Raw genomic sequence first — 14098 nt, forward strand, 5'->3', positions numbered from 1 at the left:
TATCTGGCATACGATCGTGCAATGGCACCGTTCTCTCCTCCCTCGCTCGCAGACTATCCAATCCAGGGCATCGACATCAGCCACCACCAGGGCAGCATCGACTGGAAGAAGCTGGCCACACAGCCGAATGTACGCTTCGCGATCATGAAGGCGACCGAGGGCGGAGATCACCGCGACACACGGTTTGCCGAGAACTGGCGGGCCGCCAGGGACGCCGGAATCGTGCGCGGCGCCTATCACTTCTTCACTTTCTGCCGCGCTGGCCGCGAGCAGGCGCAAAACGTGTTGACGACGGTTCCCGCTGAGCCCGGCACGCTGCCGATCACTATCGATCTCGAATTCACCGGTAATTGCGGCAAGGTGCCGACGCGCGAAGAGTTGATCGCGGAGATCAGCGGCTTCCTCGCAGAGTTGAAGGGCGTTTATCCCGGCAAGCCGATCTTCTACCTCAACCAGCAGTTCTTCGACCAATACCTGAAGGGCAACGAAGCCAGCTTTCCCGAGCACTATCTCTGGCTGAGAAGCATTGCGGAAGAACCGGCCAGGAAAGATTGCGGTGTCTGGTCGATATGGCAGTTTGCCGATAACGGCACTGTTACCGGCATCCAGGGACCCGTCGATCTCAACGCCTTATGTCCGTCGCAAACGGCTTTCTCAGATCTTTTTGGAACGCTTGCTGCTCAATGAACGGATCCGGCTATTCCGGCAGGCGGTAGTCGACCAGCTTGTTCTCACGAACGATGAACAGCTTTCCTGTCTCGGTGACATCGGGACCGACAAGCGGCAGGATCGCCTTTGCGACTTCAGACGGATGCGGCAAGGTCTCGGGATTTTCGCCGGGAACGGCCTGCGCCCGCATCGCGGTGCGCGTCGCCCCCGGATCGACGCTGGTGATGCGCAGCGGCGTGCTCTGTGTTTCCCCGGCCCAGGTTCGGGCAAGCGCCTCGACGGCGGCCTTGGAGGCAGAGTAGGGGCCCCAGAACGGACGACACTTGTGGGCAGCGCCCGACGAGAGGATCACGGCACGGCCAGCGTCGGAGCGCGCCAGCAGCGGATCGACCGAGCGGATTAAGCGCCAGGTCGCGGTTACGTTAATATTCATCACCTTGTCGAACGTCTTCGCCTCAACGTGGCCGATCGGCGAGATCACGCCGAGCACGCCGGCATTGGCAACAAGTATATCGAGCTTGCCCCAGCGCTCGAAGATCGATGCGCCCAGTGAGTCGATGGCGTTCATGTCGGCAAGATCAAAAGGAACCAGCGTCGCGGAGCCGCCTGCCGCCTTGATGGCGTCGTCGAGATCCTCAAGACCACCGACCGTGCGCGCGCAGGCGATCACGTGGGCTCCGGCCTTCGCCAACTCCAGCGCGGTGAAATAGCCGATGCCGCGCGACGCCCCGGTGACGAGTGCGATCCTGTCCTGGAGATTGACGCTCATTATGCCTTGTTCCGTATTCGCGGGAAAAAGAGGGACGCAATATGCCCCTCGCAGGAGGAAACCAGTTCGGATCAGCCGTTGCTGGCCATAACGGCAAGCTTGCGCACGTTGCTGGTGCTGTCTTGATCCAGCAGGCGGGTCGGGTAATCGCCGGTGAAATAGTGGTCGGTGAATTGCGGGTTGGCCTTGTTGCGGTCTTCACCGCCGACTGCGCGATAAAGACCGTCGATCGACAGGAATTCAAGCGAGTCCGCGCCGATATAGTCGCACATGGCCTTCAGGCTTGAATACTGGTTCGCCAGAAGCTTGTCGGCATCAGGTGTGTCGATGCCATAGAAGTCCGGGAAATAGATCATCGGGCTGGCGACGCGGATGTGCACTTCCTTGGCGCCGGCATCGCGGATCATCTGCACGATCTTGAGCGAGGTGGTGCCGCGCACAATGGAATCGTCGACGAGGACAACGCGCTTGCCTTCGATCATCGCCCGGTTGGCGGAGTGCTTGAGTTTGACGCCGAAGGCGCGGATCTGCTGCGTCGGCTCGATGAAGGTGCGGCCGACATAGTGGTTGCGAATGATGCCAAGCTCGAATGGGATGCCGCTTGCCTGCGCATAGCCGATAGCGGCAGGCGTGCCACCATCCGGAACGGGGACGACGACGTCGGCCTCGACAGGCGATTCCTTGGCAAGGTTGATACCCATGTTTTTACGGGCGGTATAGACGTTGCGGCCGCCGACGACGGAGTCGGGACGGGCGAAATAGACATACTCGAACAGACACAGGCGTTCCGGCTTCGGTGCTTCCGGCTTGCGGGCATCGATGGTGATCGAGCCGTCCGGCTGAATTTCGCAGATCACGACTTCGCCGTTCTCGACGTCGCGAATGTATTTCGCGCCGATGATGTCGAGTGCACAGGTCTCCGAACAGAAGATCGGCTTGCCGTCGAGCTCGCCCATCACCAGCGGGCGAATCCCGATCGGGTCACGGGCGGCGATGAGCTTGGTGCGTGTCATCGCCAGCATCGAATAGCCGCCTTCCATCTGACGGATCGCGTCGATGAAGCGATCGGAAGATGAAGCCTGCTTGGAGCGGGCGATCAGGTGGAGCACGACTTCGGTATCGGAGGTCGCCTGGAAGATTGCGCCATCGGCAATCAGCATGCGACGCATGGTCAGTCCGTTGGTGAAGTTGCCGTTGTGGGCAACGGCAATGCCGCCGACTTCGAGTTCCGCGAAGAGTGGCTGAACGTTGCGAAGCGCCACTTCACCAGTGGTGGAATAGCGGGTGTGGCCTATAGAGATGAAACCCGGAAGCTTCGCGAGTGTTGCCGGATCGGTGTAGTGATCACCGACAAGGCCCATGCGCTTTTCAGTGTGGAATTGCTTGCCGTCGAAGGTGACGATGCCGGCTGCTTCCTGGCCGCGGTGTTGCAGGGCGTGCAAACCCAGCGCCGTCAGTGTCGCGCCGTCGGGATGCCCGAGGACACCGAAAACCCCGCATTCCTCGTGGAGTGTATCGCCATCGAGTTCATCGTTGAGCGTGGAGGAATGGGACTGGTTCATTGATGCGGGCCTTTGCTCTCACAAGAATGGATCGGCATTTCCAGAAACGGCGTAGGCCCGGCGGAGCGGATGCCCGGCCGGACCTTTAGTCGCGTCCCGCTCAAATGGCAATTGCCATGGGCCGGGTCAAGCTGTTGAACACTGCGTCAATTAGACGGCTGCTGTGCACCATTTGCAGGGGCGGGCGCGGCATCTTCAGCCGGCACCTGATCGGAAGCGGGCGCATCGCCGCTCTCCGCATTGCCGCCCTGCGGCTGAATCTTCTCCATCACGCTCGCCCGCACCATCTGTGCAAACTCCGCCGGCAATACCGACTGCAGCTTAACGACCATCGAGTCCAGGAATGGCTTGGACTTGGCGTTGTTGACCCAACCCGGGCGGTGATCGACGTCTACAAGCCAGTTCCAGAAAGCGGTGGCAACGACGAGGAGAAGTATGCCCCTTGCTGCGCCGAAGAGAAAGCCCAAAGTACGGTCGAGTGCGCCAATGCGGCTGTCGATGATGAAATCGGCTATCTTCATGGTGATGAAGGAGATCACGATCAGCGCAATCAGAAACACTACGGCTGCCGAACCGACGATCGCGATGCGGTCGTCATCGGTGTACTTTTTTGCATAGGGAACAAGGTACGGATAGAAATAGTAGGCAGCGGCTGCAGAGCCACCCCAGCTGGCGATCGAAAGAACTTCGCGGGAGAAGCCGCGCACCATTGCAAGTACGGCGGAGAAAAGAACGACGCCGATGACAATACCGTCGAAAATCGTAATGGGCATATAAATTCAACTCCAGGACGTCCGCTTATCCGCGGTTCAGTCGCGCCTCATTGCGTGTTTCCTATATCATCACCAATGCTGGCGATGAAAGGATCAAACCTCATCTTCCACACGTCGTAGCGCGCCCTTCGACCCGGCGATCCGTGCAACCAGATCCGGCAGGCTTTCGATCTCGCTCCAGCGACCGCCCGTGCCCTTTGGAAGTTCGGCGGACCCTGACGGAAGCAACGCAGCAGAAAATCCCAGTTTCTCGGCTTCTTTGAGGCGCTGGGCAGTGTGTGCAACCGGCCGGACGGCGCCGGACAGGCTGACTTCGCCGAAATAGACACAATCGGCAGGAAGGGCAATACCGGCAAGCGAGGAAACCAGGGCAGATGCGACGGCCAGATCCGCTGCCGGCTCGGAAATGCGGTAGCCGCCGGCGATGTTGAGGTAGACGTCGTGTTGCCCGAGTCGCACGCCACAGTGCGCCTCAAGCACGGCAAGGATCATTGACAGGCGCGCGGAGTCCCAGCCGACGATTGCCCGGCGCGGCGTGCCGAGCGATGTCGGCGCCACCAGCGCCTGCACTTCGACGAGGATCGGTCGCGTTCCCTCCATGCCCGCAAAGACGGCAGCGCCCGGGGATTTCTCGTTGCGCTCGCCCAGAAACAGTTCGGAGGGATTGGCGACTTCGCGCAGTCCCTTGTCGGACATCTCGAAGACACCGATCTCGTCGGTCGGCCCGAAGCGGTTCTTGACGGTGCGCAGGATGCGGTAGTGGTGCCCGCGGTCGCCTTCAAAGTAGAGGACCGCATCAACCATATGTTCGACCACGCGCGGACCTGCGATCTGGCCGTCCTTGGTGACGTGTCCGACCAGCACCATCGCCGCGCCGGTCTGCTTGGCGAAGCGGATCATCGCCTGAACGCCTGTGCGCACCTGCGTCACCGTACCCGGTGCGGATTCGGCAAGGTCACTCCACAGTGTTTGGATGGAATCGATAATAACGAGATCTGGCCGTTTGCCCTCCGCCAGCGTCGCTAGAATATCCTCGACATTGGTCTCGGCCGCCAGCAGCACGTCAGTATCAGCCGCCTGAAGGCGTTGCGCCCGCAGTCGCACCTGTGCCACCGCTTCCTCGCCCGAGACATAGATGATCCGGTGTCCGCGACGTGAAAGTGCTGCGGCGCCCTGCATCAACAGCGTCGATTTCCCGATGCCGGGATCGCCGCCGATAAGCACGGCGGATCCACGCACGAAACCGCCGCCGAGCGCCCGGTCAAGCTCCGAGATGCCCGTATGAATGCGCGGCGCTTCCTCGATTTCGCCCGACAGTGCCGTAAGGGCCACGGCGCGACCTTTCTTCGGCGTCTTCGCCGGGCCGCCGCCGATCCCGCCCATCGGGTCTTCCTCGACGATGGTGTTCCACTCGCCGCAGTTCTCGCACTTGCCCGCCCAACGGTTGTGAATGGTGCCACAGCTCTGGCAGATGAATTGTGTCCTGGCCTTCGCCATCAATTGCCGCTTTCGTTCGGATGACCGGGTCGGTGCCGGCTCGAATCAGTTTGGTCGTTCAGATAATCATTCGCAGCACCGATCAAAACTAATGATTTCCCTATCAGGGGGTCTCGGTGGCATCTGTTCTCCACTGTCTTGGAGTGGAAATGGTGCTGGATTATTCGCTCGTACACTGGATCGCATTTCTCACGGCGGCCATTTTGCTCAACCTCTCGCCGGGTCCCGACATGGCATTTATCCTCGGCCACACGGTCAAGAGCGGCATCCGCACCGGCTTTGCCGCATTGTCGGCATCTGGACGGGTGCGTGCCTGCATGTGGCGATGGCGGCATTCGGCCTCTCGGCAATCCTCGCGGCCTCAGCATTCGCTTTCTCGGCGGTGAAATGGATCGGCGCCATCTATCTCGTCTGGCTTGGCATCCAGGCTCTGCGCTCGAATGGCGAGGGCGGGATCGTCACGGCTGCGCGGGATATCCTGCCCTGGCATCGCGTCTATAGGCAGGGCATCCTCGTTTCGCTCCTGAACCCGAAAGTCGCAATCTTCTTTCTGGCTTTCCTGCCGCAATTCGTGGTCGAAGGTGCCGGGCCGACCTGGCTTCAACTCGCCTTCCACGGTATGTTGATCATCGCTGTCGCCGTCTTCATCGAACCTCCGCTCATTCTTGCCGGAGGTCGGATTGCCGATATCGTCAGGCGCAAGAAAAGTGTCGGCGTCTGGCTCGACCGCGGGCTGGGCGCCTTGCTGGTCGCACTCGGCGTCCGTCTGGCACTGACGACGCGATAGATCGTCTCGCTATTCCTCGTCCTCAACCACATAGCGCCGCTCGTGACGCAGTCCTATGCTGGTCAGTATTTCGTAACCGATCGTTCCGGCCGATCGCGCGACATCGTCGATCGCCACGTTCTTTCCGAACAGTTCGATGTAATCGCCTACGTTTACAACATTTTCTTGCAGGTCGGTGATATCGAAGATGGTCATATCCATGGTGATCCGCCCTGCAACGGGCACCATACGGCCGGCGAGAAAGCCCTGGCCACTCTGTCGCACCACCTGGCGCAATGGCACGCCGCCGCTCGATTGGCTGCGCATGTAGCCATCGGCATAGCCGGCCGATACGATAGCCAGGCGGCTGTCGCGGGTCAGTTGCATCGCTTGACCGTAGCTCACGGATTCACCTGCCTTGGCCGTACGGATCTGGATGATCCGCGCTTCTGCCGTCACGACCGGCCGCATCGGATTGATCATCCCGTTGACCGCCTCAGCCCCGTAGATCGAGATGCCGGGCCGGGTCAGGTCGAAGTGATAGTCGCTACCAAGAAAAATACCGCCGGACGCAGCAAGGCTTGAATCGATACCTTCATAGGCGGCGCTAACCCTACGGAATGATTCGAGTTGTTGCCTGTTCATTGCCGAGCCATGGTCGTCGCCGCAGGCGAGATGGCTCATGATGAGCATCGGTGAAAAGCTCGCCGGGCGCGAGACGTCGTCGGCAAGGGCGATCGCTTCGTCCAAGGCAAGACCCAACCGGTTGAAACCCGTGTCGATGTGCAGGGCGCAAGGGTAATCGCCATAGTCGGCGAGGACCAACATCCAGAAAGCGAGTTGCTCTTCCGAGGATATTACCGGCACGAGGTCGTTTTCGAAAAATCGTCGCTCGGTGCCGGGCCATATCCCCGACAGAACGAAGATGCGCGCTTCGGGCGCATAGAGCCTCAGCGTCACGCCCTCATCGACCGTCGCCACGAAGAAGTCGCGGGCTCCCGCAAGATAAAGTGCTTCGCCGACGTCCTCGATACCAGTGCCGTAGGCATCGGCTTTGACCACGGCGCCGGCACGCGCCTTGCCGGAGTGGCGCGCCATGTCCTTCCAGTTTTCCGTCAATGCCGTCAGATCAACCGTCAGGCGCAGACCGGCAGAAGCGAAATTGTCGTCTTCGAAGGCGTCGGAAAATTCGGTCATGTTCCACATCGAAAAATAGGCCAGAGACGAGTCTCTGGCCAGCTTAGTGGTGAACCGCGAAGAACGGAAGGCCACCGCTGCATTGCAGCACGCGTCTTAGTGTTCCTCGTACTGAATGAATGATGGATCTGCGAGGTCGGCGAAGCGTGTGAATTCCGATTGGAAGGCGAGCTTCACGGTGCCCGTCGGTCCGTGGCGCTGTTTGGCGATGATCACATCGGCGGTGCCCTTCACCTTGTCGAACAAGGCTTCCCATTCAGGATACTTCGGATCGGCGATATCGCGCGGCTCGGAGTTCTTGACGTAATATTCCTCACGGAACACGAACAGCACAACGTCCGCGTCCTGCTCGATCGAGCCCGACTCACGAAGGTCGGAGAGTTGCGGGCGCTTGTCGTCGCGGCTTTCGACCTGACGCGACAACTGCGACAGGGCGATGATCGGAACGTTCAGTTCCTTGCCCAACGCCTTCAGGCCGGTAGTGATCTGGGTGATTTCCTGCACGCGGTTTTCGCCTGACTTGCCGGAGCCCGTCATGAGCTGGATATAGTCGACCACGAGGCAATCGAGGCCGCGCTGGCGCTTTAGGCGACGCGCACGCGCCGAAAGCTGCGCGATCGAGATGCCGCCGGTCTGGTCGATGAACAGCGGAACCTTCTGCATCATCATCGAGCAGGCGACGAGCTTTTCGAAATCGGCGTCGTTGATGTCGCCGCGACGGATCTTTGAGGATGAGACTTCCGTCTGCTCGGAGATGATACGGGTGGCCAGCTGCTCGGACGACATTTCGAGCGAGTAGAAGCCGACGACGCCGCCGTTCTTCGCCTTGGTGCTGCCGTCGGGCTGCACTTCGCCTTCGAAGGAGGCGGCGATGTTGTAGGCGATGTTGGTCGCAAGAGAGGTCTTGCCCATACCCGGTCGTCCCGCCAGCACGATCAAGTCTGACCGCTGCAGGCCGCCCATCTTCGAATCGAGCGAATGGATGCCCGTCGAGATTCCGGAGAGGCCGCCGTCGCGCTCCTTGGCGACAGCCGCCATGTCGATCGCCAGTGCGACAGCATCGTTGAACGCCTGAAAGCCGCCGTCATAGCGGCCGTTTTCGGCCAGCTCGAACAGCCGACGCTCGGTGTCTTCGATCTGAGTTTGCGGCGGCATGTCGAGCGGCGCGTCATAGGCGATATTGACGACGTCTTCGCCGATGGTGATCAGCGCGCGCCGCAGGGCCAGATCGTAGATCGCGCGGCCGTAGTCTTCGGCGTTGATAATCGTCACCGCTTCACGGGCAAGACGGGCCAGATATTCCGACACCGTCATGTCGCCGACCTTCTCGTCGGCCTTCAGGAAGGTCTTGATCGTCACCGGATTGGCGATCTTGCCCATGCGGATGATGTCGCCCGCGACCTCGAAGATCTTGCGGTGAAGCGGCTCGTAGAGATGCGGCGGCTTGAGGAAGTCCGACACCCGGTAATAGGCGTCGTTGTTCATCAGGATCGCGCCGAGAAGTGCCTGCTCGGCTTCGATGTTGTTGGGTGCTTCGCGGTAATGCTGCTCTGGTTGAGCAACAGCGGCAATCTTTCGAGCGACGTCGTTCATCTTGATCCGTTCTGTCTTTTTCAGTCTCGGGTGTGCAATCCGCGACCGGGAAAATCAAGTGCCAAGCGAGTGATGCCGACGCGCTGCCGTCAAAAGGCCGAGCCTTTGCCCGTTCTTCGACTTCTCCACAGCGGAACTTGCGTTCAGGCGAAAATACCGGAAGTGTCACCCACAGGACACGGCGCAAAGCGACTCACCTGCTACGTGCTGTTTGTGCTATTTTAGCCTTTCGAACGAACAATCGCATCGAAAACTGTCGCCTTCGGACTTGAAAATAAGGGACAAAGAAAGTAGATAGATAGTAAATAATTAGTGCACTAATTAAAATAGGCTGAATCTTATGGTCAATCGTGTTCTTGGGCGGGAACTCATCGAGGATCTGGCCGCTTTCAATCGAAAGCTCAAGACGGTGTTCGACAAGATTGTTCGGGAGCGCAACATGACGTTGCCGCGGGCGCGCGTGTTCTTCACGCTCAACAAGAAGGATGGGATCAATCAGCGCGAGCTTGCGGACCGCCTTGAGCTGGAGACGCCGACGTTGGTCAGAATTCTCGATGCGATGGAAGCGCAAGGCTTTGTCGAGCGACGGGTGGCACAGAATGATCGTCGCGCCAAGGAGATCTACATTACCGAGACGGGCAAGGTCGTTGCAGGCGAGATCGACGATATTGCAGTCAGTGTGCGGGCGCAGGTTATTGCCGGTATTCCTGATGCCGATCTGAGGACCGCCTTGGATGTGATACGGGCCATGCAGGCCAATCTGCAGGGCATTCGGGGAGTGTGAGGTAGCTTGAATGAGCCTCGTCCAGACCGCCAAGGACAGTGCTGCGCCTACGGCAGCAGGAGAGATGCCTGAACCTGAACCGCAGCCGCTGTCCGCGCCGCCCACTCCGGTGGCAATGCGAGCTTGGAAGGTACCCTTCTACATGGCGGCGTCGGTGCTGCTTTTTCTGACACAGGGCCTCGGCATGAATCTGCTGACGGCGAACATATACCAGCTCCAGGGGTCTTTCTCGGCGACGACGGCAGAGGTTTCATGGCTCGCGGCGGCCTACATGGCACCCTACGCCAGCCTGTCAATTGCCCTGTTCAAAATCCGCACGCAGTACGGCCTCAGGCGGTTTGCCGAGCTTAGCATCATCTGCTTCGTCGTAGCCGCGATCCTCAATCTCCTCATCACCGATCTGCATTCGGCGATTGTCGTCAGGGCGATCAGCGGTATGGCAGCGGCTCCGCTGTCCACGTTGGGCTTTCTCTACATGCTGGAGGCGTTTCCGCCGGAAAGGAAGCTGTCGACCGGGATCAGCCTTGCGCTGATGTGTACACTATTCGCCGCACCTGTGGCGCGTATCATATCGCCGTCGCTCCTGGATCTAGGCGGCTACCACGCGCTCTATACCTTGGAAATGGGGCTCGCACTGATCGCCTTCGCAATCATTTATACGATGCCCCTGACGTCGCCCCCTCGCGCCGTCGTCATTCAGCGGCTTGATGTGCTTAGCTATCTCCTGCTTGCGGTTGGCTTTGGCTGTCTTGCTGTCGTGCTGACGCTTGGGCGGCTCTATTGGTGGTTCGAGGCACCCTGGATTGGAATTTTGCTTGCCGTCGCAGTCGCTTGTCTCTCCCTGATGCTCGTCATCGAATTGCCGCGCACCAACCCGATGCTCGACTTTCGCTGGGTCCTGTCGGGGGCAAATCTGCGCATGGCCGGCGTGCTCCTGCTCTTCCGTTTCGTCTCCTCCGAGCAGTCCTCGACAGCCGCCAGTTTCTACCAGCAGCTCGGCCTTCTCAACGATCAGACGGTTACGCTCTATGCGGTCATCTTGCTGGCGTCGCTGGTTGGTGGCTTGTTCTGCGCATTGCTGATGACGACACGCTATGTCGAGACGGCACATGTCATTGCCCTGCTGCTCATTGCGGGAGGGGCTTATCTCGACAGCCAGTCAACCAGTTTGACACGCCCCGATCAAATGTATCTCAGTCAGGCGATGGTCGCAGCCGGTGCGGCAATGTTTCTGCCGCCGGTGATGGCAAGCGGCTTCAAGGCAGCAATGGCCCGCGGCATGCCGTTCATCGTCAACTTCCTTGCGATCTTCCTGTTCACCCAGAGCATCGGCTCGCTCTTTGCGTCAGCCATGCTCGGCACCTTTGTCACCATCCGCGAGAAATTCCATTCGAATGTGCTCGCCGAACATATCCTCCTGCAGGATCCGCTCGTTGCGCAACGAGTGTCACAGCTAGCCGCGTCTTATGGGAGGATGATCACCGACAAGATGCTGCTCAATGCGGAGGGGCTATCGCTACTATCGCAGCAGGTTGCGAGGGAATCCTACATCCTGGCCTATAACGACACATTCATGGTCATTTGCATCGCCTCTCTGATGGGACTGGCCATCCTGCTTCTGCATCAAGCATGGCGGCGTCTTTCCTGGCTCCGGGCAGGCAGGCAAGACGCCGCCGCAGTTCAATCCTGATCGCGAGTTCCAAGCATGTCGAAATTCTTCCGGTCGCCGACAAGCATGATTGCCCTCCTTGCAGGTGTAGCAGGCGTGCTGCTCGTACTTTACGCTTGGCGCTTGCCGCCGTTCGTCACCTCCGTTGAGACCACCGACAATGCCTATATCAGAGGCTACGTCACGATCATGAGCCCACAGGTGAGCGGCTATGTCGTTGACGTCCCGGTGAAGGACTACGAGCAGGTGAAAGAGGGGACAGTCCTGACAAAGATCGACGACCGGATTTATGTCCAGAAGCTGGCGCAGGCGCGCGCGGCACTGGACGGCCAGAAGGCCACATTGGAAAACTCGCGCCAGTCGGAGCTATCAGCCAAGGCGACGATTGCCTCCAGCCAGGCGCAGATCGATAGTGCCAACGCCTCGCTGAAGCAAGCGCAACTCGCCTGGGATCGTATCAGCAATCTCAATGACCGGGGCATTGCGTCCGCAAGCGAGTCCGAGCAGGCGCAGGCAACACTGGAAGAGGCCAAAGCTCGGTTGAACCAGGCGCAATCGGCGCTGGAAGTGTCAAATCAGAGCCTTGCTACCATTATCGTCAACCGCTCTCTACTGGAAGCCAATGTCGCCAGCGCCGAGGCCGCTGTGCATCTTGCCGAGATCGACCTGCAGAACACCACCATCGTGGCGCCACGTGACGGCCATCTCGGAGAGGTGGGCGTTCGCTTGGGCCAGTACGTGACAGCCGGGACGCAGCTTATGGCAGTGGTTCCGAAGGATGTGTGGGTCGTTGCCAATTTCAAGGAAACGCAACTCGAAGGTATGCAGGTCGGGCAACCAGTCTCGATCATCGTCGATGCGCTCGGAAAGCAGCGCCTCACTGGCCGCATAGAGCGCTTCTCGCCCGCAGCCGGATCCGAGTTCGCCGTCATCAAGGCGGACAATGCAACGGGTAATTTCGTCAAGATCGCCCAGCGCGTCGGCGTTCGCATCAGCATCGACCCCGATCAACCCGCAGCCGAGAACCTGACGCCGGGTCTCTCTGTTGTTGTCAACGTCGACAAGAGTGCCGAGCCGGACCAGAAGACGGCCGCTAAATAAAAGCGTTAGCCTGAACAACAAAAAGCCCGGCATTGCGGCCGGGCTTTCGCTCTCAGGAGATTGCTCCCCGAAATCTTATTCGTCGTCTTCGGCGTTACCGTCAGCTTCCGGATCGAAGAAGTCTTCCGGACGCAGGGCGTCTTCGTCAACGCCGTAGATGGCGTCGACAGACGTCAGGGTTTCGCCCTTCTTCTGGCGCTCGGCTTCTTCGGCTGAACGTGCAACGTTCAGTTCGATCTTGATTTCGACTTCGGCATGCAGCTGAAGCTCGACCTGGTGCAGGCCGATTGCCTTGATCGGCGTGTTCAGGTGAACCTGGTTGCGGCCGATGTTGAAGCCTTCGGCAGCGAGGATTTCAACGACGTCGCGGGCAGCGACCGAGCCGTACATCTGGCCGGTTTCGCCAGCCGAACGGACGACGACGAAGGACTTGCCTTCGAGAACGTCGGCAACCGTCTGGGCCTCCGACTTGCGCTCGAGGTTGCGGGCTTCGAGCGTTGCGCGCTCGGATTCGAAGCGCTTCTTGTTGGCTTCGTTGGCGCGCAGCGCCTTGCCCAGCGGCAGGAGGTAGTTGCGAGCAAAGCCGTCACGAACCTTTACGGTTTCGCCCATCTGGCCGAGCTTGGAGATGCGTTCGAGAAGAATGACATCCATCTTCGTGTTCCTTTCGTGTCTCTAGATTTTCGTGTCTGTCTGTTTGGGGGCATCAGCATCCTTGTTCGGGCTCAATGCGATCGCCTTTCGGGTGTCGCTGAGTCCCAGCACAAGAATGAAAAAGGCTGGCACCATCAAAAGAAGGGATGCCAGGTAGCACAGGACGAGCGCCGGAAGACGCCAGTCCTTGCCGCGCGTGCGAAAATGCAGCGCGGCAAAACCGGAGAGCAGGAAGCCGGCGCCGAACGTGCCGACAAGCGTCGCTCCGATCATTGCCGGGATGCCGCCAACGAAAGTTGCAGCAAGCCCGACGAGAAAGATGAAGATCGTGTTGCGGTTCATCCGCAGCGAGGAGGGGATATCCTCGCGAGGACGCAGACCGCCACCGGAGGCGGCGACGATGCGCGTCGCAATGTAGTAGGCTGCGAACAGCATGACGACCCACATGCCGCCCTGAATGGCAGGGAGCAGCAGCAGAACCAGCGACTTGGTCTGTGAAATCGTTGCTGCGTCGGGGGCGAAGTCGGGTTGCTGCTGAGTGACCGAGGTGAACAGCACATCCACCATGCGGTCGATGAGATCAGGACCGTAGCCGATCATCACGCCTACGACGATGACCGCGATCGTCACCAGCGCACAGAGATGCAGCAGGATATCGGACAGCGGGTACCATGCCATCAGATGATCGGGACCGCCGAGTTCGGAGGCGGGGCGGGCAAGATTGGCAAGATGGCTGATCCACCCGGCCGGCAAAAGCGTGACGAGCGTCATCATCAGCGCGAAGGACGGCGAGATGGCGATTGCGCCAACGACGGCCGCAGTGACGACGGCAGAAGCCGCAGCCATGTTGCCCCAGCCGAGGCCGACGAGAAGAATGGGCAATGCGGAAGCGGCATAGAGAACGGCACTGAAGGACGGCTGAAGGCTTGCGCCCAGCACCAGAAGTGCGGCGGTCAATCCGGCGAGAGCGCCGAGGCCCAGCATTTTTGTATTCAATGGTTTCACGGTCGCTGTCCTGCTTTATCAAGCAGTTAGAGGGACTTTTCTGAATCAGGATCAGAAAG

General features: G+C 59.7%; 12 protein-coding genes and 1 pseudogene. 5 read left to right on the top strand and 8 right to left on the bottom strand.

The annotated features are described in order from the left end of the window. Positions 1 to 21: 21 nt before the first annotated feature. A complete protein-coding gene (locus ASC90_RS27275) occupies positions 22 to 687 on the top strand; it encodes a GH25 family lysozyme (protein WP_082520067.1) in 666 nt (221 codons plus the stop codon). A 10-nt stretch (positions 688 to 697) separates the two neighbouring features. Here ASC90_RS27275 and ASC90_RS27280 read toward each other — a convergent pair whose 3' ends face one another. The 4 genes from ASC90_RS27280 to radA all read right to left on the bottom strand — a co-directional run bounded on the left by ASC90_RS27280 (position 698) and on the right by radA (position 5270). Further along, positions 698 to 1438: an SDR family NAD(P)-dependent oxidoreductase gene (locus ASC90_RS27280; RefSeq protein WP_056547826.1), complete on the bottom strand. Its 741-nt coding sequence runs from the start codon at positions 1436 to 1438 to the stop codon at positions 698 to 700. A gap of 71 nt (positions 1439 to 1509) precedes the next feature. Further along, a complete protein-coding gene (gene purF, locus ASC90_RS27285) occupies positions 1510 to 3000 on the bottom strand; it encodes an amidophosphoribosyltransferase (RefSeq protein ID WP_056547829.1) in 1491 nt (496 codons plus the stop codon). A gap of 146 nt (positions 3001 to 3146) precedes the next feature. Next, positions 3147 to 3773 (bottom strand): CvpA family protein, encoded by a 627-nt coding sequence (locus ASC90_RS27290; RefSeq protein WP_056547833.1) that lies wholly within the window; start codon positions 3771 to 3773, stop codon positions 3147 to 3149. Between the two features lie 93 nt (positions 3774 to 3866). Beyond that, the gene (gene radA / locus ASC90_RS27295; protein ID WP_056547835.1) at positions 3867 to 5270 is read right to left on the bottom strand and encodes a DNA repair protein RadA; all 1404 of its coding nucleotides are present in this window, start codon (positions 5268 to 5270) and stop codon (positions 3867 to 3869) included. Between the two features lie 152 nt (positions 5271 to 5422). Here radA and ASC90_RS27300 point away from each other — a divergent pair. Beyond that, positions 5423 to 6057, top strand: a pseudogene (locus tag ASC90_RS27300) (LysE family translocator). Between the two features lie 9 nt (positions 6058 to 6066). Here the strand turns inward: ASC90_RS27300 and alr are convergent. Together alr and ASC90_RS27310 are read right to left on the bottom strand one after the other, a co-directional pair. Continuing rightward, positions 6067 to 7242 (bottom strand): alanine racemase, encoded by a 1176-nt coding sequence (gene alr, locus ASC90_RS27305; RefSeq protein ID WP_200950958.1) that lies wholly within the window; start codon positions 7240 to 7242, stop codon positions 6067 to 6069. Positions 7243 to 7329: 87 nt separating this feature from the next. Next, positions 7330 to 8826, bottom strand: a complete 1497-nt coding sequence (locus tag ASC90_RS27310; RefSeq protein ID WP_056547838.1) for a replicative DNA helicase — start codon at positions 8824 to 8826, stop codon at positions 7330 to 7332. A gap of 340 nt (positions 8827 to 9166) precedes the next feature. On the opposite strand from ASC90_RS27310, the gene ASC90_RS27315 reads away from it, so the two are divergent. Genes ASC90_RS27315 through ASC90_RS27325 form a run of 3 tightly spaced genes read left to right on the top strand, consistent with a single transcriptional unit; the run spans position 9167 to position 12380 of the window. Beyond that, entirely contained in the window at positions 9167 to 9610 is a 444-nt protein-coding gene (locus tag ASC90_RS27315) for a MarR family transcriptional regulator (protein ID WP_056547841.1), read from the top strand. 10 nt (positions 9611 to 9620) lie between these two features. Further along, positions 9621 to 11300, top strand: a complete 1680-nt coding sequence (locus ASC90_RS27320; protein ID WP_056547844.1) for an MFS transporter — start codon at positions 9621 to 9623, stop codon at positions 11298 to 11300. Between the two features lie 15 nt (positions 11301 to 11315). Then, on the top strand, positions 11316 to 12380 hold the full coding sequence (locus tag ASC90_RS27325) for an HlyD family secretion protein (protein ID WP_056547847.1): 1065 nt from the start codon (positions 11316 to 11318) through the stop codon (positions 12378 to 12380). A 75-nt stretch (positions 12381 to 12455) separates the two neighbouring features. Here ASC90_RS27325 and rplI read toward each other — a convergent pair whose 3' ends face one another. Continuing rightward, on the bottom strand, positions 12456 to 13034 hold the full coding sequence (gene rplI, locus ASC90_RS27330; RefSeq protein ID WP_056547851.1) for a 50S ribosomal protein L9: 579 nt from the start codon (positions 13032 to 13034) through the stop codon (positions 12456 to 12458). 21 nt (positions 13035 to 13055) lie between these two features. After that, positions 13056 to 14039 (bottom strand): DUF2232 domain-containing protein, encoded by a 984-nt coding sequence (locus tag ASC90_RS27335; protein WP_056547854.1) that lies wholly within the window; start codon positions 14037 to 14039, stop codon positions 13056 to 13058. Positions 14040 to 14098 lie beyond the last annotated feature (59 nt).

Origin of the sequence: Rhizobium sp. Root1220 (assembly GCF_001426265.1) — a bacterium.
Classification (GTDB): domain Bacteria; phylum Pseudomonadota; class Alphaproteobacteria; order Rhizobiales; family Rhizobiaceae; genus Rhizobium.